We start from the raw sequence: 21293 nt of genomic DNA on the forward strand, positions 1-21293 counted from the left end.
GTCCTTGGGCGCAGAAGACTTTTCTCAACGCCCCATGAAGTCATTCACGCCGCGGACGCGCCGTGGCTGGATTCCTGTGACTGCCGCAGGAATTATGGATGAGAGGTGTGTGCCATCCCGCGAACCTCGAAGTACGAGGCCGGCGCGCCCCGTCTCCCTACCGCATCCGCCCTTCGTTCGTCTCGGCGGGATCGTAGTTGATGTCCCAATCCTTCTCCGGCTTCTTCTTGCCCGGCGGGTTCCGGTTGACCGTGGCGTCCTCCGAGCCGGTGATGACGGTCGGCTTGGCACTCGCAACGCCGCTGGCCTTTCGGTCGGCCCGGGATTTGGCGAATTGGCCGGCCGCGTCTTTCTCGGGATTGCCCATCTCATTCGCCTTTCTGCTTCATCGCGTCGCTGAAATCCTTCATTTCAGGGTCGCGGTTGTTTTCGTCGTTGGCGTCGCGGTTCTTGTCCGGATCGTCCTTGGCCTTCAGGTAGCCGCGCGGCCTATTGCCCTTCGGTCCTTCCCAGCGGGGGGATTGATCGGTGGTGCCGGGAGCGCCGTCCTTGGGTGTCGTCATGCCCATCGTCGTTTCTCCTTGGTTGAGTAAGAAGAACCGCAAAAAGCCGGAACAGTTCCAGCCCTATGAGATCGCGGCGGGAGCGGTCGGCGCAAAAATATGGAACAGTGTCGCCGCCCATCGGTTGGTGAGAGGTCGCAACCCTGAAACATGGAGCCGAAAATGAGCAAGACCAACGTTCGTGATCTTCAGAAACGCGCCGAACAGCAGGTGAAAAACACCAGCGCCGGCGGCCACCTCGGCGGCACCTATTTCGGCCAGCAACCCGACGGCAAAACCACCTCGGACAGCAGCAACGACAGCGCCAAGGCTCGGCCGAACGATGGGAGCAATTGAAGCGATAGCTGATGCTGCGTCTGGCCGGTTAATAAGGCCATCCGCTCAATAAATCCTTTGCGCCCAGCGACCTGGGCGCACTCCTACGGGGCTCTTCCAGCCGATTACTGGAGCGAGGGCAGGCATTTCCCCTCTGTTGGCAAACTGCCCTGCTTGCCCGGCTCGATAGGCCTTCTCGTCATTGATCGGCAACGTCCCTGCCCTAGCTTATGCTCGCGGCCGGCCGGCCGCAGCGGGACATCATCCGACAGCGGAGGGCGACGTGGGATCCTATTCGATTGACGACGCGATCCGGGAACTTGTCCCGGTTCTCTCCAAGGCGCCGGCGACCGCCGTCAGCGGCGAATGGACCGCCACCACCATGCAGGCCGGCCAATCCTCAAGCACGGGCGGGTACCGCGATGCGGCGGGGCAGCCCGTGTCGGACGATTCCCGCGATCCGCTGCGCATCATCGGTGATGTCGTCGAAAGACTGGATAAGGCAGCGACCGAGCGCTTCAATACGGTGGTGATCCGCTGGAAGAAGCCAGCGCTTCCCTTCATGCGGGCGCAGGTGACGATCGAAACCAGTTTCGATCAGGCGATCGTGCCGCGCGGCCCCGACGACCCGATCTACCAGCGCGCCGCAAGCGCCCGCCGTGCCTTCTGGCAGAGCCGCGGCACCGTGCACGAAGGTTTTGCCGCCGAGCGCGCCACGGCCAATGTCTACGCCCAGACCAAGTGGTTCGGTCCGCACCGCCGGATCCTGGCGATCGATGCGCCGGGAAGGATGATCCTTGCCACCGACGGTCTCTCCACACCCTGGGCCGGCATCTCCGAACCCGAGAACGGCGTCGAATGCGAACTCTTCATGGAATTCGGCGCCGCCACCCTGGATGCGACCACGACCGGCGACTGGGGAAACCTTTTGATAAACCTCGGCGATCTCGTGGCCGACGGCTACCGCGTCGCCTGCGATGTTGAAAAACATGGCGCCATCCTGTTCTGCCGGCTGACGGAGGATTACCTTCCCCTGACCCGCATCATCCTCAGCCGTGATCCTGGCCGGATCGACGGCATGCCCTTCGGCTCCGTGCCGCTGATCCGAGCAACGGCAGTTGCCGAAACCGAGATCGAGGGCCGCGATCCCGACGAGGACTGGGGCGCGACGGCGGCGCGCCAGGCGCTGGCGAACCGCGGCATCGAGCTTTAGACAAGCTCAAGGCGCGTAGCGTGTGAAGACAGGAGAGGCAGAGCGCCAGGTTGCGAGGAGGCGCAGCAATCCGCCGCGTGTGCCATCTTTCGCAAATCTGGCGCAACGCGCATTATTCGTTGATGTCCGGCTCGACGACCTTGGCGAGATTGCGCAGCGATTCCTGCCAACCGAGATAGCAGGCCTCGGGCGGAATGACGTCGGGCACGCCGGCCTGGGTGATGTCCACCTCGGTGCCGACCGAAACCTTCTTCAGCGTGACGGTGACGTCCATTTCGCCCGGCAGGTTCGGGTCTTCGAACTTGTCGGTGTAGCGGACGCGTTCACCCGGGACGAGCTCGAGGAACTCACCGCCGAAGGCGTGGCTGTTGCCGGTCGTGAAGTTGCGGAAGGACATTCTGAAGGTGCCGCCGACGGCCGGTTCCAGATGATGCACGGTGCAGAGAAAACCGTTCGGCGGAAGCCATTTGGCAAGGGCGTCTGCCTCGATGAAGGCGCGATAGATCTTTTCCGGGCTGGTCGCGAAAACGCGGTGCAGGCGTATGGTGCTTGGCATGATGGTGATCCTTTTGTGGACGGAATGAACGAGCTAAGGACGGATAAACCGTCGCCGACCCGACAGGGAACCAATCTTTTCTTCGAGAAAAATCACGCGAAACTGAATTGCGCCGCGCCGCCGACACGTTTTTCCCTGCGCGTCAGGCTGCGGCCTGATTGCCCAGCGCGTTGAGCAGCAGCCGTGCGGCCTGCTTCGACGAGGCGGGGTTCTGTCCGGTGATCAACTGATCGTCCTGGACGACGTGCACCGCCCAGTCCTCCGTCGCTGAGAACTTGGCCCCCTGCTCCTTCAGCACGTCTTCGAGCAGATAGGGCACGACCTCGACGAGTTGCACGGCAGCCTCCTCGGAATTGGTGAAGCCGGTGACGGTCCGCCCCTTGGCGATCGGCTCGCCATCCGGCGCCTTGACCTTGGTCAGGATCCCCGGCGCGTGGCAGACGAGCGCCAGCGGCTTGCCTGCCGCTAGCGTCTCCTCGATCAGCGCGTGGGCGTTGCGGTCGTTTGTCAGATCCCAGAGTGGGCCATGGCCGCCGGGGAAGAACACGGTGTTATAATCGGCCTGGTCGATGTCGGACAGTCGCAGCGTATTGGCGAGCGCGGCTGTGGCGGCCGGATCCTGTTCGAAGCGCCGCGTGTCTTCCGTCTGAAACGCCGGCTCGTTGCTCTTCGGATCGAGCGGCGGCTGGCCTCCTTTTGGCGAAGCGAGCGCGACCTCGGCCCCGGCATCACGGAAGACGAAATAAGGAGCAGCAAGCTCCTCGAGCCAGAAGCCCGTTTTCTTGCCGGTATTTCCCAGCTGATCATGCGATGTGAGAACCATGAGAATTTTCATTGCCAGCTCCTTCGGCCCGGCCGGCGGACAAAGCCTTCCGCGTCCGTTCAACGGTGAAATACTGCCTGCAATCTCATGCTGAATGCCGAAATCATAGATCGGCCGCCCCCGCGACACAAGCCTCCTGGCCTCGACTGGATCCGCCCGAATACCGCTGTGAGTTTTCAGGCTGAGGTGTATGAAGAATGACAGCTTGCGCATACGATCGCCGATGTCGCGCAAGCGTCCGGGGACGTTGGAAATGAGCAAGCCGAATTATCGGGATATCGCCCGCCACGCCGGCGTCGGAACCGCCACGGTCGAGAGGGTCCTGAACGGGCGCGGCGGTGTGCGCCCGGAGCTGGTCGAGAAGGTCATATCCGCCGCGCGCAGCCTGGATTACCCACGCAAGCTTCCCGACGCCCATCGCGGCCTTCTCCGGATAGAAGTGCTGATGGTGCGTCCGGAAACGAGCTTCTATCGCCGCCTTTCCCTCGCCTTCGAAAGAATTGCGGCGACCCTCGACCCATTGGTCGTCGTGCATCGCAATTTCACCGACGAGATGAATGCCGAGGCGATCTCGCGACGTATCCTGTCCACCGACCTTCCGCGCGCCGGCCTGATCCTGGCAGTGCCGAGCAGCCCCTTGATCAGCGCCGCGGTGGAGAAGGTAAATTCGCAAGGCCTGCCCGTCGTCCACGTCGTCACCCGCGCTTCCGAGCGCGTCGGCGAATTCATCGGTATCGACAACGCCGCCGCCGGCCGGACGGCCGCGCTCTATATCAGCCGAATGGCGCGTCGGAGGGGACCTGTCGTGGCGATCTGCCATCCGATCTATCAGGTGCATCGCGATCGGATCCGCGGCTTTTCGGATTATTTTCGCGATCATCCCGGTGTCTCCAGCTTCGCGTGGCTGGGGTTCGGCGGCGACGAGGAGCGCGCCAGCGCCGACCGGCTGTGGTCGGCTCTGGAGATGTATCCCGACCTTGCCGGGCTCTACAATGCCGGCGGCGCCAATTCCGCCCTGATCGAGGTGCTACGCAGGCATCCTGGCGGTCGCGAGGTGTTTTTCGTCGGGCACGAATTGACCGACTATACGCGCGCGGCCTTGCTGGACGGTGTCATGGACGTGGTGCTCGACCAGGCGCCGGAGGCGCAGGCGCGCCGGGCGCTCGATCTCGTTCTGCACCGCATCGGCCTGACCGATATCAAACCGGACCAGGCACCAATCCGATTCATCACGATAACTAAGGAAGGGCTTTGATCTAATTTGATCAAGGAAGGCTTCGTCGTTCCAAACTCCCGCTGCTAGTTTCGCATCGGGGAGAGTTCGGCGCGGCAAGGACCCGGCGGATCAAGGCGCAAATGGCGCTCTCATGTAGCAAAAACATGTGCAGGCGCGGAGACGTCCGGCGCCCGGAGGAGATGCGGATGGATGATCTGAAATTCGGCAAGCGCAACAAGCGCGGTGACTGGGCACCGGACCGACCGGTCGAGACCGCGCCGCTCTTCGCCTTCCCGCCGCAGCTGACGGCGGTCCTTAGATGGCTGCCGCATTATTTCCTGCCCTGGAACCTGATTTTTGCCGCCTCCGCGCTCGCCTACTGGGCCTGGATCATCCCTCCGGTCGAAACGATGCGGACGCTGAGCCTTGGCTGGATCGCCTGGCTCTACGCCGTCAACGCCATCGCGGTCTTGCTGTTCTACGGCGCCTTCGAACTGCATCTCTACGTGCTGAAGCGGCAGGAAAACCGGTTCAAGTACAATAGCAAGTTCCCGGCCGAACAGAAAAACAGCGCCTTCTGGTTCCAGAGCCAGAACCTCGACAACATCCTGCGCACCTTCCTGTCGGGCGTGGTGATCTGGACCGCCGTCGAGGTCGGCATGCTCTGGGCCTATGCCAACGGCTATGCGCCCTGGCTCGGCTTTGCGGAAAATCCCTGGACGCTGGCGCTCGTCGCGCTCGTGGTTCCTGTTATCCACGAATTCCACTTCTTCTGCATCCACCGGCTCATCCACACGCCCTTCCTCTACAAATGGGTGCACTCGGTCCACCACAATTCGGTCAACCCCTCGCCCTGGTCGTCGCTGTCGATGCATCCGATCGAGCACCTGCTCTATTTCGGCACGGTCTTCTATCATCTCCTCCTGCCGTCCAACCCCATCATCATGCTCTACCAGTTGCATTATGCCGGTTTCGGGGCAATTCCCGGCCATGTCGGCTTCGACAAGGTCGAGATCGGCAACGACGGATTGGTCGATAGCCACGCCTATGCGCATTACCTCCACCACAAATATTTCGAGGTGAATTACGGCGACGCCCTGATCCCGCTCGATAAATGGTTCGGGACCTGGCACGACGGCTCCCCCGAAGGTGAGGCGCAGATGCAGGAGCGCTACCGCCGGCGCAAGGAAAAACTCGCGGCCCGCAAGGCGCGCCTGGAAGTCGAAGGAGCCGCCGAATGACCTGGATCACAGCTGGCAGACTCGACGACATCGAACAGGAAGGCGCCATCCGCTTCGACCATGGCGGGCGTACCTACGCGATCTACCGCGGCCCCGACGACAGCGTCTACTGCACCGCCGGTCTCTGCACCCACGAGGCGATCCATCTCGCCGACGGACTGGTCATGGATTTCGAGGTGGAATGCCCGAAACATTCCGGCGCCTTCGACTACCGCACCGGCGAGGCCCTGCGGCTGCCGGCCTGCGAAAATCTGAAAACCTATCCGGCGGAGGTGATCGACGGGGAGATTCGCGTGGCTGTCGGCTAGCTCACGCGCATCGGACAGGCCCGATGGGGCTTCCGGGAGGAGAAGCGGGTGGCCCGGCGCCCCAGGGGAGAACAGCATGGATGGTATCGTCATCATCGGCGCGGGCGAGTCCGGAACCCGGGCGGCTTTTGCACTGCGCGAAGCAGGCTATCGCGGATCCGTCACGCTGGTCGGAACCGAACCCCATCTGCCCTATGAACGGCCGCCCCTGTCGAAAACCGTCGACGGCGCGGTGCAGATGAAGCTGATCTGCGCGGCGGATGCGCTGGCAGCAGCCGGCATCACCTATCTCAAGGGTTTGTCGGCCACGAGGCTGGATGCCGAGGCCGCCACCGTGACGGTAAGCGACGGTCGGATATTGCGCTATGAAAAGCTGCTTCTGACCACCGGCGCACGGCCGAAACGGCTTTCCTGCCCCGGCGCGGAGCGCGCACTCGACTTCCGCACCCATGCCGACGCCGAGGCCATCTTCTCCAATATCGCCCCCGACAGGAGCGTCGCGATCATCGGCGCCGGCCTGATCGGCATGGAACTCGCGGCGGTCCTTCGCGGCAGAAACGTTGCGGTCAGCGTGATCGAAGCCGCGCCGAAACCTTTGGGCCGCGCCGTTCCTGCCCGCTTTGCCGAAAAGCTGCATGCCCGACATGTCGCCGAAGGGGTGCGTTTCCATCTCGATCGCGGTGTGGAGGCAATCGGCGACGATGGAGTCACCCTGACCGACGGCAGCGTGGTGCCTGCCGATCTCGTCGTCAGCGCCATTGGGGTTCTGCCTGACATCGCCCTGGCGGAGGCGGCGGGACTGGCCACCGGCAATGGCATTCTGACGGATGCCTATCTTCGCACCAGCGCACCGAACATCTATGCGGCAGGCGATTGCGCGGCGGTCGCCCAACCGGGTGGAGGACATATCCGCTATGAAAGCTGGCGCAACGCCAGAACGCAGGCCGAGACCGCGGCGCGCAACATGACCGGCACCGCCGAGGCGTTTGCCGCCATTCCCTGGTTCTGGTCCGACCAGTACGATCTGGGCCTGCAGGTGGCGGGACAGCCGCAGCCCGCTCATCAGCCTGTCCGGTGTTTGATGCCGGCGGGCGAGCTCGAATTCTATCTCGTCGATGGCCGCCTCGTGGCGGCCGCCGGCCTTGGCATCGGCAACGGCTTGGCCAAGGATATCAAGCTTGCCGAGCTGCTGATTGCCGCAGGTGTCAGTCCCTCGCCCTCGGCACTCGCCGATCCGGGCGTCAACCTCAAGATGCTTCTGAAAAGCGCGCGGACCGCATGACCCAGAAGCTGTGATCTTCCAGTCGCTCTGGGCCATGGAGCGCCGGCACACGGACGGATTCGAGCGCACACTCGACGAGAACATCGCGATGATCCGCCAGGCGGGCTTCGACGGCATCAGCGCGCATTACACCAACCGCCCGGATGTCGTTTTGCTGAACGAGACGCTCCGAGGCAGTGGGCTGAAGATCGAGGCGGTCTGCTTTCCCCGCCGGTCGAGGATCTGCGGCTGCCGCCGGAGCTTGCCGCGACCTTTCCCGTCAGCCACTCGACCTGCAGCCTGATCTCCGCCTCCGCCGCGTCGAGGCTTGCCTGCCGCTCCTCGACGGCTGGATGCGGCTCGCCGAAGATGCCGGCATCGGTATTCATCGAAACTCATCGCGACCGGATGACGACGGACCTGTTCTTCACGTTGGATCTGCTCGACCGGCGCCCCGAACTGCCGCTGTCGGCCGATCTGTCGCATTTCCTGGTCGGCCGCGAATTCGCCTTTCCGGTCGATGAGGAAAACCACTCCCATATCCGGCGCATCCTGCGGAATGCCCGCGCATTCCACGGCCGCGTCGCGTCCCGCGAACAGGTGCAGATCGAAAGTACTTTTCAGCACCACCGGCCCTGGGTCTATCTCTTCCTGCAATGGTCGGACTACGGTTTTCGCCATTGGCGATCCCACGCCGCCGATGACGCCGAGCTGGTTTTCACCTGCGAGCTGGGTCCCAAACCTTATGCGACCACCGGCAGAGACGGCAACGATTCGACCGATAGATGGGCCGACGCACTGGCACTGCGCCAGATGGTGCGTGAGCAGTGGGATGCCTAAGAACGGCTCTAATTCCTTCTCTCCCCCGCCGCTTGCGGCAGCTTCTCAATGCCGGAGATCGACTCCGTCTCATCGGTGCGGCCGTCCACAGCGGCGAACAGGCCGGGACGGAGTTTTGGGGATTGTTAATCAGAAATGCCTAATGTAAATCTTAACGAGCACAAGTTGTGCGGGAGTAGAGTTGCTATAATATCTGGTAGGATATTCGATAAGGAGAGCCTCCTACATGCGGAAACCTGCTGCCCGTTTAGCCCTCGGAAAGCCGGAGGCAGAAGCTTCGAGCTTGATCGACCGGCTCTTGTTCTTTGACCGCGATTTCAATCCCATCGAGGATCTGCACGGCAATGCGCTGCCCCCGTCCGTCAAACCGGCCGCCTCCTTCTGGGAGCATTTTCCGGAGCTGGACAAATCAGCAGTTACACTCGCATTCCGTTCACTGGATGATAGCGGCAAGCCGCTGCGAATATCGGGCCATCTCGGCGCCCCCGATTCACACGGCCTGACGATCTACCGAATCGGCGACCTGTTCGCCGTGGTCCGATCCGAGGGACCGGTTGACGATGAACGCGCAACGCTTTTACATCTCGCAACCCATGATCCGCTGACTGGACTGCCGAACCGGCGCCAGTTCAGCGAAGATCTGACCACTCTGTTGCAGGAAAACACGGCCTCCAACGAGACTCTGTCGTTGATGCAGCTCGACCTTGACGATTTCAAACCCGTCAACGACACGCTCGGGCATGCCGCCGGCGACAAGCTTCTTCAATCGGCGGCAAGGCGTATTCTTGCCTGCCTTTCCAGCGATGACAGAGCCTATCGGCTGGCCGGCGATGAATTCACGGTGATATCAGTGGGCTCGGGACAACCGGCCAAAGCGCACCGTTTGGCGGAGGATCTGGTTGCTGCGTTCAAAAAGCCCTTTACGATAAACGGCATCGCAGTCTTTGTCGGCACCTGCATCGGCATCTCCACGGCTCCAACGGACGGGACAACTCCGGAGGAGCTTATGAAGGCGTCCGACCTCGCACTCTACACCGCCAAGAAAGAGGGGCGCGGTCGGGCAAGGGCCTTTGACCCGGCAATGCTCGAATTGCTGGAGCAACGGGAACTGCTGCGCCGCAGCCTGCGCATGGCCCTGGTCCAACAGCAATTCTATGTCGAATACCAGCCTATCGCCGAGGGCGGCTGCATCGTCGGCTTCGAAGCATTGCTGAGATGGCATCATCCCCTGCTCGGAAAGATTCCGCCTGCGTCATTCATTCCGATGGCCGAGGCGGATGGAATGATGCCGGAGATCGGCGCGTGGGTTTTGGAGCAGGCATGCCATGAGGCGATGAAGTGGCCGGAAAACTACCTCGTCGCCGTCAATCTGTCAGCGGCGGAATTCCTGACAAGCGGCCTCACCGACCGGATTTCCCAGACACTGGACCTGGTCGGACTTCCGCCCGAACGTCTGGAGCTCGAAATAACCGAAAGCGTGCTGCTCGAGCGCACCGTCAACAACGTCGACACCCTGAACACTCTCAACGTGCTGGGCATTCGAATTTCGCTGGATGATTTCGGGACGGAATATTCGTCCCTGAGCTATCTGAAAACATTTCCTTTCGATACGATCAAAATCGACAAATACTTTATCACCGATCTCGAAACCGATCTGAAGAGCCAGGCAATCGTCCGCTGCATCGTGAACCTCGCACATGACCTCGACATGCAGGTGACGGCCGAGGGGGTCGAGACGCCGGGTCAGGCGGAATGGTTGCACAGCGTCGGCTGCGACAGGTTGCAGGGCTATCTGGTGAGCAGGCCGCTTGGCGTAGAGGCAATTGACGACTTCATTACCCGGGCGGATGGATCAAAGATCCACGCTCGACAATAGTGCTTTACGGATTTTTCGCCGTGCTTTTAGATCGCATGCAAATCTGACGCTCCAGACCGACGAACGGAGGGTGTATTGGAAGAGGAAGCATCCCGCTTCGACGACCACGCATTTGTGCCAATGGTATCGCTGGAAATGAACGTTGCGGTGTTCAAATCTCAATGGCAGTATTGCGACGAGATTACCGAATATCTCTCCGACATTCTCGGCCAGGGTCACAGCGATCCCGCTCGGTACGCCAACTTTCTTTCAGTCGCGGCAAACGAGCTGATCGAACTCGCTTTTCGTGCGACGAACGGACGGGGCACGATAAGTTTCAGCCTCGCCCGCAGCGCGACGTACAATCGGCTGCGAATTACGTTTCCTTGCGATGAGGAGTTTCGCCGCAAACACGTGAAGGCAGGATCACGCAAAATCCAGCCTGGCCCTAACTCCAGGCCCGATCACCCGGTGACGAAGTCCGATGAGGCTTTGCTCTACAATTTGGCGACAATATTCGGCGCCGCCATCCACATCGAGAAAGACGGCGCGGACAGGATCGGCATCATTGCCGATTTCCCCTCGGCCGAGGATTTTCAATGAGCATGCTTTCCATGCCCTTCACCGTGCGGTTTGATCCGACAAATCAGGAGGTCGTGCTGTCCGGCAAGATGCGGCCCGAAAGTGCCGCAGAGATTGCCGATGCGCTCGAGCTGGTGCGGCAGAGTTTGGAAAAATACAGCGGCATCGTTTACCTCAACGTCAAACGTCTGACGCACATCAACATGACGGCCTTCACCGCTCTGTACGATATCCTCGCCGCCGGCTGCAGAACGAGGCCGGAACGGAAGATCAAGATCGTTACCTCGAGCGTGATGGCATGGTCTGCTTCGCTGTTCGAAATGCTGGCGGCATCGCTGCCGAACCTGTCGGTCGAAGTCTATGATTCGGCGTTTTATCCCGGCCAGAGCTTTGTCGAGGACGAGTCTTTCATTCCCATCCTGCGCACGCAGACGAAAATGACGTGGAGGCACGAACGCGAACTCTTGCCGCGCCACGGTCTGCGCAGCGGTGTCGCCATGGCGGATATCTGCTGCGGCATCGGTGATTTTGCGGGTTTGGTTCAGCGGGAATTCAAGCCGGCGCGCCTTGTCGCGCTCGATCATTCCGTGCGCAGTCTCGACTATGCCCGCAAGGTCGCTGCCGGCTTCGATCTGCAAGGCATCGAATACACCTATGGCGACGCTTCCCAGATGCTGCTTCGAGACGATCAGTTCGACTTTGTCACCTGCCGGCACTCGCTGCAGATTTTCGACCGCCCCGAAATGCTGCTGCGGGAGCTTTATCGCATCTGCAAGCCCGGCGGCCGGGTCTACATCACCAACGAAAAGAATTCGCATTGCCTCGGCGAGCCGCATGCCGACTCGATTAAATGGACTTACGAGGAAGTCGCCAAACTGTTCAGCCACTTCGACATGGATGTCGAGATGGGACCGAAAAGCCGCCATCTTCTCCTCAACGCCGGCTTCGAAGACATCAAGGTCGACTGCTTCATGGTGACGAATCTGGACGGCGATCCGCAGGACTTCGCCGACATCATCGAAGCCTGGGAAAATGTCTATGCCGGCGAGATGGCAGTGCGCCGCGGCGACTCGGCGGATTTCATTCGCCGATTCCGGCAGGGATTCAAGGATCACGTCTTTGCCGCTCTTCACCCCAAGGGTTATGCAGGCTGGCCGATCTGGGCAGCCTCTGGTCGAAAGCCACTGTGATGGATGGACACGTATCGAAGAGACCGGTGGGACTGCGCTCGTTTCGAGCAAAGTTCATCCTGGTCGTCGGCGGCGCCGTTCTTTTTGACCTGCTGGTCAGCGGTGGCCTGGCACTTTGGAACGTTCAGAGGCTGTCGCGCGATGCAACGCTCGAAGTCGGCCAGGGTCTTGAAGCCGCAAGCCAGGAATACATCCGCACCTATGCCGATTCGACCGCGGCCCAGGTGAATTTGCTGCTGCGGCAGGTTCACAACGACGTCGACACGCTGGCGGGCGTGCTGCAGGCACAGATCGACAATCCCGTCCGCAATTCCGACGTCGGCACGGCGATCGCCCGCACGTCGCCCGGCAGCGTCAGCCTGTCTTACGACGAGAAGGGGAAATGGTCTCAGAACGCGCCCGGCTCCGCCTCGGTCGTCAGCGTCTGGGGTTACCTGCTCGGACAGGACCAACAGCCGACGCCCGACGTTGCGCGCGATATAGAGACAAGCGCGGTTCTCGACCTGGTTGCACCGAGCCTGCTGCAGCACGGCGCTTCAAAGCTGCAAATGTATTATATCGGACCGAAGGAACGACCGATCTTCAGGACGGCGCCCTACACCGACCAGGCCCAGACATTCGATCGCCTCTACCCCGGGCACAACGAGGCCGATTTCTGGGAATTCTTTTTCCCCGGCCTTTATGAGTCCTGGCAAAGCTGGGCCAGGGACGCGAAAACGCGGCCGGTCGCCGACGACATCACCCAGACGGCGCCCTATACCGATGCCATCACCGGCAAGCTGATCGTCAGTTTCTTTCATCCGCTCTGGACCGCCGACAGGCAGGGTGTCGCCGGGACGGCCGGCGCCGACATTACGCTCGACCAGCTCGCCCAGACGGTGGAAAATGTCAAAGTCGCCCAGTCCGGCTTCGGCTTCCTGGCAATGTCCGACGGCAACGTGGTCGCAATCAACAGCACAGGCGAAAAGACGCTCGGCCTGGTTTCGGCGAGCGGCGCGAGCGGAACCGGCGTGACCGGGCTGGAGCGTTCGCTGAAAGGAAGCTCACAGCCTGCGATCGCGAAACTGGCGCTCGACCGCGAACAGGGCATCCAGCACCTGCTGTTGCAGCGAGACGGCAACGAAGTTCCCTATATCGTCATCGTCAAGAAGCTGCCGGCAACCAATCTCTGGTCCAGCGGCCCGGTTCGGCAAGAGGCGATGCTGCTTGGGGTGGTTGTGCCGGAACGGGAAATCGACGCCTCCCTCTATGCCGCCCAGGCCAAGATATCGGAGGCCACCAACCGGATCGTGATCTACCAGATCATCGCAATCCTGATGTCGCTGCTGATCGTGGCGATCGCCGTGTTTGCGGCTTCGAAACGCATCACGAGCGGAATCAGCGCCCTTGCCGGTGCCGCCAAGCGGATCCAGGCGCAGGATTATTCCGTCAGGGTGGCGATAACGAGCAAGGATGAGGTCGGTGCGGCCGGTGAAGCCTTCAATCGCATGGCCGAACAGATCAGCTATCACACCGAAAATCTCGAGCAGCTCGTCGAGGAACGAACGGCCCAGATCGAAGATGCGAAGGAAGAGATTTCGGCGCTGAACGCACAGCTCCAGCGAGAAAACCGCCGGCTCGGAACGGAGCTCGCCGTCGCCGAGAGAATCCAGATGATGGTTCTTCCGCTGCAACAGGAGCTGGAAGACTTTCAGGACATCGAGATCGCAGCCTATATGCGGCCTGCGGAAGAAGTCGGCGGTGATTATTACGACGTCTTGAAGCACGGCAAGCGGTTGAAGATCGGCATTGGCGACGTCACCGGCCATGGGCTCGAAAGCGGCGTGCTGATGCTGATGGTCCAATCCGTCGCTCGCGCCCTTCAGGAAGCGGGAAATACCGACGCCGTCGAATTCCTGGCGAATCTGAACAGCGCCCTGTTCAAAAACATTGTGCGGACCAGGATCGACAAGCATCTGACGCTGGCCTTTCTCGACTATGACGGCAAAGACATGATCCTGTCAGGACAGCATGAGGAAGTCGTCGTCGTGCGGGCAAACGGCGAAATTCAACGCATCGACACTATGGATCTCGGCATCCCGATCGGGTTGGAAGCCGATATTTCCGACTTCATCAAGACCCGTGAAATCGCGTTCGAGAAAGGCGACCTGATACTCCTGCATACCGACGGGGTGACGGAAGCCGAAAACGACGCGGGAGAACTGTTCGGCATCGAACGCCTCTGCAGGGAGGCACTCCGCTTGAAGGATCAGAGTGCTGAGAAAGTCGTTTCGGAAATTGTCGCGACTTTAATGCTCTTCATCGGATCACAGAAAATCTACGACGACATCACGCTTCTCGCAGTGCGGCATAGGTGAGACATGACGGCCAAAATCTACGGTCTCGAATCTCTGGTAGACATCAGTCTGGATTCAGGCGCTCGCCTCACCTTGAGCGATGGGCCGCTTCAGCTTGGATGGCGGCATTCGGGAATGACGTCGGACTTCATCGCCGAGATCATGGCCCTGCCCTATGCCCGTTCGAAGAAGGATTACCTGCAGGCGCATCATGACATCGGCTATCTCAGCAACGAGCTGATCGAAAATGCCGTGAAATTTCGACAGCCGGGCGAGATCCTGATCGAAGCCGGCATGGTCAAGGGAAGCTTTTTGATCAGAGTCCGGAACGCCATCGACCGCGCGACATCATCTCGCTTTCAGCAACTGCTGCAACGCCTGCAATCCAAGGAGCCCGGCGTTCTGCTTCTTGAGCAAATCGAAACCAACGCCATATCGTCAGCAAGCGGTTCCGGCCTGGGTTTGCTCACCCTTCTGAGCGATTACGATGCAAGGATGGCATGGACATTCGAAGAGAATAACGACGAGCAGATCATACTGACGACGACAGCAGCCGTGGCGATGCCACCCTCCTCCAATTTGTGAGCAAAGAATGGAAATCAGCGACGAAAACTTCCGCGTATGGGCGGAAAAGAATGAAGTCTTTTTCGACGGCGTGTTCCGCCTGGCAGGACCCGATGCCTATGCACCGATTTATTCATTAATAACAACCCTCCTTCACGAAGGGCACAAACAGGTGACCTTCGACCTGACCGGCCTCGAATTCCTCAATTCCTCGGGTATCAATCTCCTGGCGAAATTGACAATCGAAGCCAGAAAAATGGGCGACCTCCTCCTCATTGTGAAGGGCACCAACCAACATCCCTGGCAAGCGAAATCCCTTCCGAATCTGAAGAAGTTGCACCCGCTTCTCGATTTGCGCCTGGCGTGAGTTGGGGCGAAGCCGATTGCGGCCCGGAGGATGCAATGGCACGACATCCGGGCCTGGGAAATCGGCGAGGGCTGCCCCTCATCCGGCTGCCGCCACCTTCTCCCCGCCCGCGGGGAGAAGGGAACAAGTCGCGACTTCTCCGTCTCTCTCCATCCCTCTCGCAGGGCGCGCCGTTCCATGAACGAGCAACCGGGTGTCTCCATGGAAGTGCATGCTGCATAGCAGGCACGATCTCTCACCCAACCGGATGATTGCAATCACCGGTCCGGACTATAGTTTAGAACAGGTTTCCGGCGACTCCGTGCAAGTAGTCGTCGATGGGGCTCGATCTTCGCGACGAACTCTTTTTAAAAAGAGCATGCCCGAACAAGCAGATGTGGCTGCTGTAAAGGAACCTTCGTGGTCGAAGCAGCGTTGATCGGTCCGATAGGCTCCACGTTATCGGATGATGTTTAGAAGATAACGACATGCGCAATACAATAGCAGTCGGCCTAGCCGCCTTGATCGCCATGTACTTTCTCGGCGGCATGAGCGCGAGACATGAGATCTATCCTTGGCCGCAACTTTCCGCGCTGAGGACAATGGTTGGCGGAGAGAAGGCGGCGCCTCCAAGCCGTTATACTTTCGACGACAGAGAACGACTGATCGGGGATGAAACAAAAACGCTTGTGACCTGCCCGACGCAAACCGAGCGAACTGCTGTCTTACTCATTCTTGGCCAATCGAACGCGGCCAACGACGGTGGACAACGGCACCGGTCAAATTATGGCGATCGCGTTTTAAACGCTTTTGACAAACGGTGCTTCATCGCGGCGTCGCCACTGCTTGGAGCGACCGATACCAAGGGAGAGTACTGGACGCTCCTCGGGAACCACCTGATCGCATCGGGGCAAAATGACAAGGTCATCCTCGCACCTCTCGCATATTCCGGATCCGAGGTCGCACGATGGGCGGCAGGCGGTGACCTCAATCCCGTGCTAGTCGATACAATGAAACAGCTTCAGGATTCCGGCTATCGGATAACGAGCGTCCTCTGGGTGCAAGGAGAGGCAGACCTCGTTTTGGGCACCACTGCGGAGGCCTATGAGAAGCACTTCCTGTCGATGGTCGACACATTGCGCCAGCACGGCGTCGAAGCACCTGTTTACATTTCGATCGCATCGAAATGCCTCGAACCGAGCAACGGCGGCTTCAAGGAGCATATTCCGGACAATGCGATCGTACGGGCGCAACTGGCCCTGTCAAAAAGCGGCCACGGTATCCGAGAGGGCGTAAATACCGACGCGTTGCTCGATGGAGACGACCGCTACGACGACTGCCATATCGGGGGCTCAGGCGCGGAGAAGCTGTCGGAGGCCTGGCTGAACCTTCTGCGCGGCGATCGCCGGCTGGAAAGCTCGCGATAGTCTTGTCAGCGATTTCACCCCCAGATCCGCGCGTAACCTTCCTGCAGTGCCGGAGTCCGAACAGCGAAATGCCCCGCCAGGGCGGGGCATTTCGTACCAGCTGATACCGCCTTAATCAGCGATGCCGTACCGACGGGAGCGGCAGGTATAAGGATGACATTGTTCGGAAAAACTTCAATTTACCTGAACTTACTAATCCTACTACGGAGCCTGTTTTGGGTTGAGATCTACTCGACTTAAGACCTCAGGCCTATGTTTTCACGCCTTCGCGAGCTTCGGCCACTGTGGCCGGCGCGGCGCGGCTGGGCTTCATCTAGGACCATAGCCGCTATCCTGGACTGGACCTCAGTCCGATGTGCAACGCGCGACAGCAATCTATCTTTCAAGTCAGCTCACGTCGTGCAGTGCACGGCATCTGATGGTCTCATTCGGAGGAAAACGATGCGGATAGCAACCTTAGCGTCCCTGGCCGTGCTTTCGCTGGCGCTTGCAGCAAGCCCGGCAACGATTGTCGGGGTGGACATGGCTGCACTTGCAAAGGACGGCGGAAACGGCGGCGGCAATGGTGGCGGGGGCGGCAACGGCGGCGGTCATGGCGGCGGCAACGGAAATGGTGGCGGCCAGAACAGCGGTTCAAATCATGGCAGTTCCAAATCGCAATCCGTGAGAGGCAAATCGTCAGAGGCAGCCGGCAAGAACAAATCCGGCAAGACAGACACCGCAGCCAAAAGCACGAAAGAGAAGAACCTGTCGGCGCAGCTTAAGGGCCTGAATTCCTTGAAACGGAATTACCGGGCGCTGATGAACACATCGGACCCGCGCATGGCTGCCATTTCGGCCTACGCCGTGGCCTACGCCCAGTATGAGCTCGACAACGGAATCGAGCCCGCAGCCGACGACCCCGTGCTGGGCGATGCGGCGCTGGAGGATGCCTTGGCTTCCGCCACCAAAACCGGCGAGGTCAGCCCGGCGGTTCTGGACGAAGCCAAGACCATTCTCGGCGTTGGCGAAGCCGACGGCAAGATTGATCAGATCCGCACCTCGCTCGAGAACGCCGCGTCGACGACGTCAGATGAATAGCCACGAGTGAGTTGCGAGCGGTGCGAAGCCACCGGAATAGCTTCGCACGAACTATAAAGAGCATTTCCGATTTTGTTTGAGTTCGGAAATGCTCTATTTTTTTGCCAACTCACAAGCGGGCCCCAAAGCTGGACTGCCATTTTCCGCTTATTCTAATCCGCTTTCCCGGGCATGGCCCTCGCTGCCGCGCAAGGTCAGATCAGCCGGCGCCGACAGTGTTTGGTTGAACTGGCGGATGGCAATGCCTGATGGTGGCACATCGGCTGCAATGGCTCTCGTCGGCCCGCCTCACCCTCCGTCATGCTCGGCACAAGCCAGCCTTGAGCCGAGCATCCACATCGCCCCCATCGACACCAGTGGCATGGATGCTCGGCTCAAGGCAGCTCAGGGCCGAGCATGACGGAGTATGGGATTGGCATTCCCGCCAAACCCGCCGCCACCGCATTGGGGACCGCCGTGCCGACTTGGCAGCTGGCTCGCATGACCGGCTCCTCGCCCGTTGCTTCGCCTCGTCTTCGCGCGCCTCATCGTCTCGCGGCTAATCCCTAAAACTCCCCACGCACACCGGGTACAGATGGGCGCGATCCCGCCGCTCCCCCAAGCCGCTTCAAGCCGCCTTCTCAACCACCGGCTCGCCCATCGCCTGCGGCCTTCCGAGCAGATAGCCCTGGGCCTCGTCGCATTGCTCCTCGCAGAGCGTATCGAGCTGCGCCTGGGTTTCCACGCCTTCGGCCAGAACCGGCACCTCCAGGCTGCGGCCGAGCGCCAGGATGGCGCGGACGATCGCCTTGGATTGCGGGCTGGTCTCGACCTCGGCCATGAAGCTCTTGTCGAGCTTGATCTTGTCGAAGGGGAAGGAGCGCAGCGTTTCCAGCGAGGAATAGCCGGTGCCGAAATCGTCGATGGCGATCGACACGCCGAGCGCCTTGATCGCGCGCATCGTCCGCAGCGCCTTCTCCTTGTCGACGATGATCGAGCTTTCGGTGATCTCGATTTCGAGGCGGCGGGGGTTCAGCCCGGTTTTCGAAAGGATGCCCGCGATCACCGCCGCCATGTCGGCATGGCCGAGCTGGATCGGCGACAGGTTGACGGCGATCTTGTGGCTGTTGTTCCAGCTTGCCGCCTCTCGGCAGGTTTCCCTGAGCACCCATTCGCCGATCGGCAGGATCGCGCCGCATTCCTCGGCAAGGCCGATGAAATCCATCGGTGGGATGTTGCCGCGTGCGTGATGCCGCCAGCGCAAGAGAACCTCGTAGCCGGTGATCTCGCCTGTGCGCACCGATTTCTGCACCTGATAGTGCAGATGCAGCTCGTTGCGGTCGATCGAGGCCCAGAGGTCGTTGGCGAGCGCACGGCGGCGGCGCGCATTCTCGTCCATGGCGGCCTCGTAGAAGCAGACCCTTTGCAGCAGCGATTGTTTGGCGCGGTACATGGCAAGATCGGCATTGGCGAGAAGACCGTCGACGCCTGCCGCGTCGCTCGGATAGATCGCAACGCCGAGGCTGGCGCCGGTCTTGATCTCGAAGCCGTCGATGGCAACGGTGCCAGTGAGCGCGCCTTCCAGCCGCGCGATGAAATCGTGCAGGCCACTCAGCTCATCGAAGCGCTTGGTCGCCGCGAACTCGTCTCCCCCGAACCGCGCGATGAACTCGCCCTCCTGCCGCGCCTCTTCGAGACGCCGGGCAAGCTCGACAAGCACCTTGTCGCCGGTGGCGTGGCCATGCTGGTCGTTGACCTCCTTGAACTTATCGAGGTCGATGCCGATGACGGCGACATAGCCCTTCACCCGGTCGGCGATCATCATCTCTTCCGAGACGCTCTCGCCGAACTGCAGCCGGTTCGGCAGGCCCGTCAACGCGTCATGCTTGGCGAGGAAGGCGACCTGCTCTTCGGATTTCAGCCGATCGGTGATGTCTTCGAAGGTGACGACCCAGCCGCCATTGGCAAGCATGTTGACATGCTGCTGGATCGAGTTGCCGCTGGCATATTTATGGACGGCGCTGCCGGAGCCGGAGCGGATCAGCGCCATGTTCCTGAGATAATGCGCCTCAGCCAGCGCCGCGGCTTCCACCGCATCCTCGGTATTGGCGGCATAGCCGATGTCGACGATCTCACGATAGGCCATGCCGGGGCGCACCGAGCCCTCGGGAAAACGGAAGATTTCCAGATAGCGCTTGTTGCAGAGCACCAGGCGCTCATCCCCGTTGAACAGGCAGATGCCCTGCCCCATATTCTGCAACGCGACGTCGAGATTGCGGGTGACCTCTTCGATCCGGTCGGCATCCGCCTTTTGCTTGCTGTTGTCCTTGGTGATCGTCGCAAAGCCGATCAGCGCGCCGGTTTCGTCGTAGATCGCGTCGATGACGACATGGGCCCAGAAGGAGGAGCCGTCCTTGCGATAGCGCCAGCCCTGGGCTTCGAACTTGCCTTGGGTGCGGGCGGTCTCGAGCGCCCCCTGCGGAAGGCCTTTCATGCGGTCTTCCTCGGAATAGAACAGCGAGAAATCCCTGCCGACGATCTCATCGGCGCGATAGCCCTTGGCGCGCTCGGCGCCGGCATTCCAGTTGCTGACCTTGCCATCGGGATCGAGCATATAGATGGCGTAGTCGGTGACGCCTTGGATAAGCAGCTTGAAATTGCGCTCCGCCTTGGCGGCCTTGGCCTCCGAGCGCACGGCGAAAATGGCCGCCGCAAAACCCGCCGCCAGCAGCGAGAAGGTAACGGCGGCGATCGTAACCACCATGATCGTGGGCGAAATCAGCGTCGCGGGATCGAGCGACGCAATGCCAGGAGTGACGGTGACAGCCGCCATCGCGGTGAAATGCAGGGCGACGACGCCTGATGTCAACAGAAGTGTCGGCGCGAGCCTGCCGAGGAGCGACCGGTCGCCCCTGCCCGCAAACCGGAAGGCCGCGACCGAAAAGACGATGCCGAGAGCGACCGAGGCCGTGACGAACCCGCGATCCCACGAGATATCGCCCGGGAATTCGATGGCGAGCATTCCCGAAAAATGCATCGACCCGATGCCGGCGCCGAAGAGCATGCCCGCCAGAATATTCGCAGTCCACCTGGTATAGGCGATCTTGGCCACGATGGCGCCTGTCGTCGCGACGATCGCGACCAGCAGCGAAACCAGCGTCAAGCCGGCATGGTAGCCCACGACGACACCGGGGTCATAGGCCAGCATGGCAACGAAATGCGTCGCCCAGATCCCGAAACCGCCGGCCGCCCCCGCCGTCCCGATCCACAGCCACCGGGCAGCGCCATCGGAAGACGTCGCCCGATCAAGCAGAACCACCGCGCAATGGCTGGCAAGAAAGCAGATCAAACCCGCGAGACCGACCAGCGAAAGATCATGCTGCTCGGTAACGCACGTCAGAACGGTGAACATGGAATAGGACCCTCGATTTGAGGGGTCACGCTATGCGGCGGGCGTTTAAGGAAGGTTGAAGTGAAGTGGGCGGCTGGCGGGAAAGGCGAGTGTTTGGGCGGTTTGGAGGTGGCGTTGTGGGATTAGGGTTTATCGCGGGTGTCTTGGTATGGTGAATGGATTTTCGACTGGCGAGGAGGGCGAGGT

Annotated in this window: 20 protein-coding genes and 1 pseudogene; 16 read left to right on the forward strand and 5 right to left on the reverse strand. The window is 60.8% G+C overall.

All coding sequences use genetic code 11. From position 1 onward, the window contains the following. Positions 1-157 precede the first annotated feature (157 nt). Positions 158-367: a hypothetical protein gene (locus K6M89_RS08215; RefSeq protein ID WP_010033227.1), complete on the reverse strand. Its 210-nt coding sequence runs from the start codon at positions 365-367 to the stop codon at positions 158-160. A 1-nt stretch (position 368) separates the two neighbouring features. Then, positions 369-569 carry a hypothetical protein gene (locus K6M89_RS08220; protein WP_009992991.1) on the reverse strand — a complete coding sequence of 67 codons (201 nt, stop codon included), beginning with the start codon at positions 567-569 and terminating at the stop codon, positions 369-371. Here K6M89_RS08220 and K6M89_RS08225 point away from each other — a divergent pair. From K6M89_RS08225 to K6M89_RS08235, 3 genes are all read left to right on the forward strand, one after another. Further along, on the forward strand, positions 562-729 hold the full coding sequence (locus K6M89_RS08225) for a hypothetical protein (protein ID WP_222139075.1): 168 nt from the start codon (positions 562-564) through the stop codon (positions 727-729). The genes K6M89_RS08220 and K6M89_RS08225 overlap by 8 nt on opposite strands. After that, positions 726-899, forward strand: coding sequence for a hypothetical protein (locus K6M89_RS08230; RefSeq protein ID WP_097584329.1), 174 nt, complete (start codon positions 726-728; stop codon positions 897-899). The genes K6M89_RS08225 and K6M89_RS08230 overlap by 4 nt, the downstream gene beginning before the upstream one ends. Before the next feature lie 262 nt (positions 900-1161). Next, complete coding sequence (locus tag K6M89_RS08235; protein WP_222139076.1) at positions 1162-2091, forward strand: hypothetical protein; 930 nt, start codon at positions 1162-1164, stop codon at positions 2089-2091. A gap of 112 nt (positions 2092-2203) precedes the next feature. Here K6M89_RS08235 and K6M89_RS08240 read toward each other — a convergent pair whose 3' ends face one another. Continuing rightward, positions 2204-2647 (reverse strand): SRPBCC family protein, encoded by a 444-nt coding sequence (locus K6M89_RS08240; protein ID WP_222139077.1) that lies wholly within the window; start codon positions 2645-2647, stop codon positions 2204-2206. A 142-nt stretch (positions 2648-2789) separates the two neighbouring features. After that, on the reverse strand, positions 2790-3482 hold the full coding sequence (locus tag K6M89_RS08245) for a type 1 glutamine amidotransferase domain-containing protein (protein WP_222139078.1): 693 nt from the start codon (positions 3480-3482) through the stop codon (positions 2790-2792). Between the two features lie 241 nt (positions 3483-3723). Between K6M89_RS08245 and K6M89_RS08250 the strand changes: the two genes are divergently transcribed. The 13 genes and pseudogenes from K6M89_RS08250 (at position 3724) to K6M89_RS08310 (ending at position 17716) form a co-directional block, all read left to right on the forward strand. Then, positions 3724-4725 (forward strand): LacI family DNA-binding transcriptional regulator, encoded by a 1002-nt coding sequence (locus K6M89_RS08250; protein WP_222139079.1) that lies wholly within the window; start codon positions 3724-3726, stop codon positions 4723-4725. A 167-nt stretch (positions 4726-4892) separates the two neighbouring features. Then, positions 4893-5927: a sterol desaturase family protein gene (locus K6M89_RS08255; protein ID WP_222139080.1), complete on the forward strand. Its 1035-nt coding sequence runs from the start codon at positions 4893-4895 to the stop codon at positions 5925-5927. Beyond that, entirely contained in the window at positions 5924-6235 is a 312-nt protein-coding gene (locus K6M89_RS08260) for a MocE family 2Fe-2S type ferredoxin (RefSeq protein WP_222139081.1), read from the forward strand. The genes K6M89_RS08255 and K6M89_RS08260 overlap by 4 nt, the downstream gene beginning before the upstream one ends. 76 nt (positions 6236-6311) lie before the next feature. Continuing rightward, complete coding sequence (locus K6M89_RS08265; RefSeq protein ID WP_222139082.1) at positions 6312-7517, forward strand: NAD(P)/FAD-dependent oxidoreductase; 1206 nt, start codon at positions 6312-6314, stop codon at positions 7515-7517. A gap of 34 nt (positions 7518-7551) precedes the next feature. Further along, positions 7552-8336 (forward strand): annotated as a pseudogene (locus K6M89_RS08270) (sugar phosphate isomerase/epimerase). A 226-nt stretch (positions 8337-8562) separates the two neighbouring features. Then, positions 8563-10212, forward strand: a complete 1650-nt coding sequence (locus K6M89_RS08275; protein ID WP_097584242.1) for a putative bifunctional diguanylate cyclase/phosphodiesterase — start codon at positions 8563-8565, stop codon at positions 10210-10212. 75 nt (positions 10213-10287) lie between these two features. After that, positions 10288-10794, forward strand: a complete 507-nt coding sequence (locus tag K6M89_RS08280; RefSeq protein WP_222139083.1) for a hypothetical protein — start codon at positions 10288-10290, stop codon at positions 10792-10794. Beyond that, positions 10791-11963 (forward strand): class I SAM-dependent methyltransferase, encoded by a 1173-nt coding sequence (locus K6M89_RS08285; protein WP_222139084.1) that lies wholly within the window; start codon positions 10791-10793, stop codon positions 11961-11963. The genes K6M89_RS08280 and K6M89_RS08285 overlap by 4 nt, the downstream gene beginning before the upstream one ends. After that, the gene (locus K6M89_RS08290) at positions 11960-14320 is read left to right on the forward strand and encodes a SpoIIE family protein phosphatase (RefSeq protein WP_222139085.1); all 2361 of its coding nucleotides are present in this window, start codon (positions 11960-11962) and stop codon (positions 14318-14320) included. The genes K6M89_RS08285 and K6M89_RS08290 overlap by 4 nt, the downstream gene beginning before the upstream one ends. 3 nt (positions 14321-14323) lie before the next feature. Next, complete coding sequence (locus tag K6M89_RS08295) at positions 14324-14884, forward strand: slr1658 superfamily regulator (RefSeq protein WP_097584236.1); 561 nt, start codon at positions 14324-14326, stop codon at positions 14882-14884. A 7-nt stretch (positions 14885-14891) separates the two neighbouring features. Next, the gene (locus K6M89_RS08300) at positions 14892-15230 is read left to right on the forward strand and encodes a slr1659 superfamily regulator (RefSeq protein WP_010030401.1); all 339 of its coding nucleotides are present in this window, start codon (positions 14892-14894) and stop codon (positions 15228-15230) included. A gap of 467 nt (positions 15231-15697) precedes the next feature. After that, entirely contained in the window at positions 15698-16636 is a 939-nt protein-coding gene (locus K6M89_RS08305; protein ID WP_222139086.1) for a sialate O-acetylesterase, read from the forward strand. Positions 16637-17077: 441 nt separating this feature from the next. Next, entirely contained in the window at positions 17078-17716 is a 639-nt protein-coding gene (locus tag K6M89_RS08310; RefSeq protein ID WP_222139087.1) for a hypothetical protein, read from the forward strand. A gap of 607 nt (positions 17717-18323) precedes the next feature. Here the strand turns inward: K6M89_RS08310 and K6M89_RS08315 are convergent. Next, a complete protein-coding gene (locus tag K6M89_RS08315) occupies positions 18324-21107 on the reverse strand; it encodes a bifunctional diguanylate cyclase/phosphodiesterase (protein ID WP_222139088.1) in 2784 nt (927 codons plus the stop codon). Positions 21108-21293 lie beyond the last annotated feature (186 nt).

The sequence above is a fragment of the Rhizobium croatiense genome (assembly GCF_019793465.1).
Classification (GTDB): Bacteria; Pseudomonadota; Alphaproteobacteria; order Rhizobiales; family Rhizobiaceae; genus Rhizobium; species Rhizobium croatiense.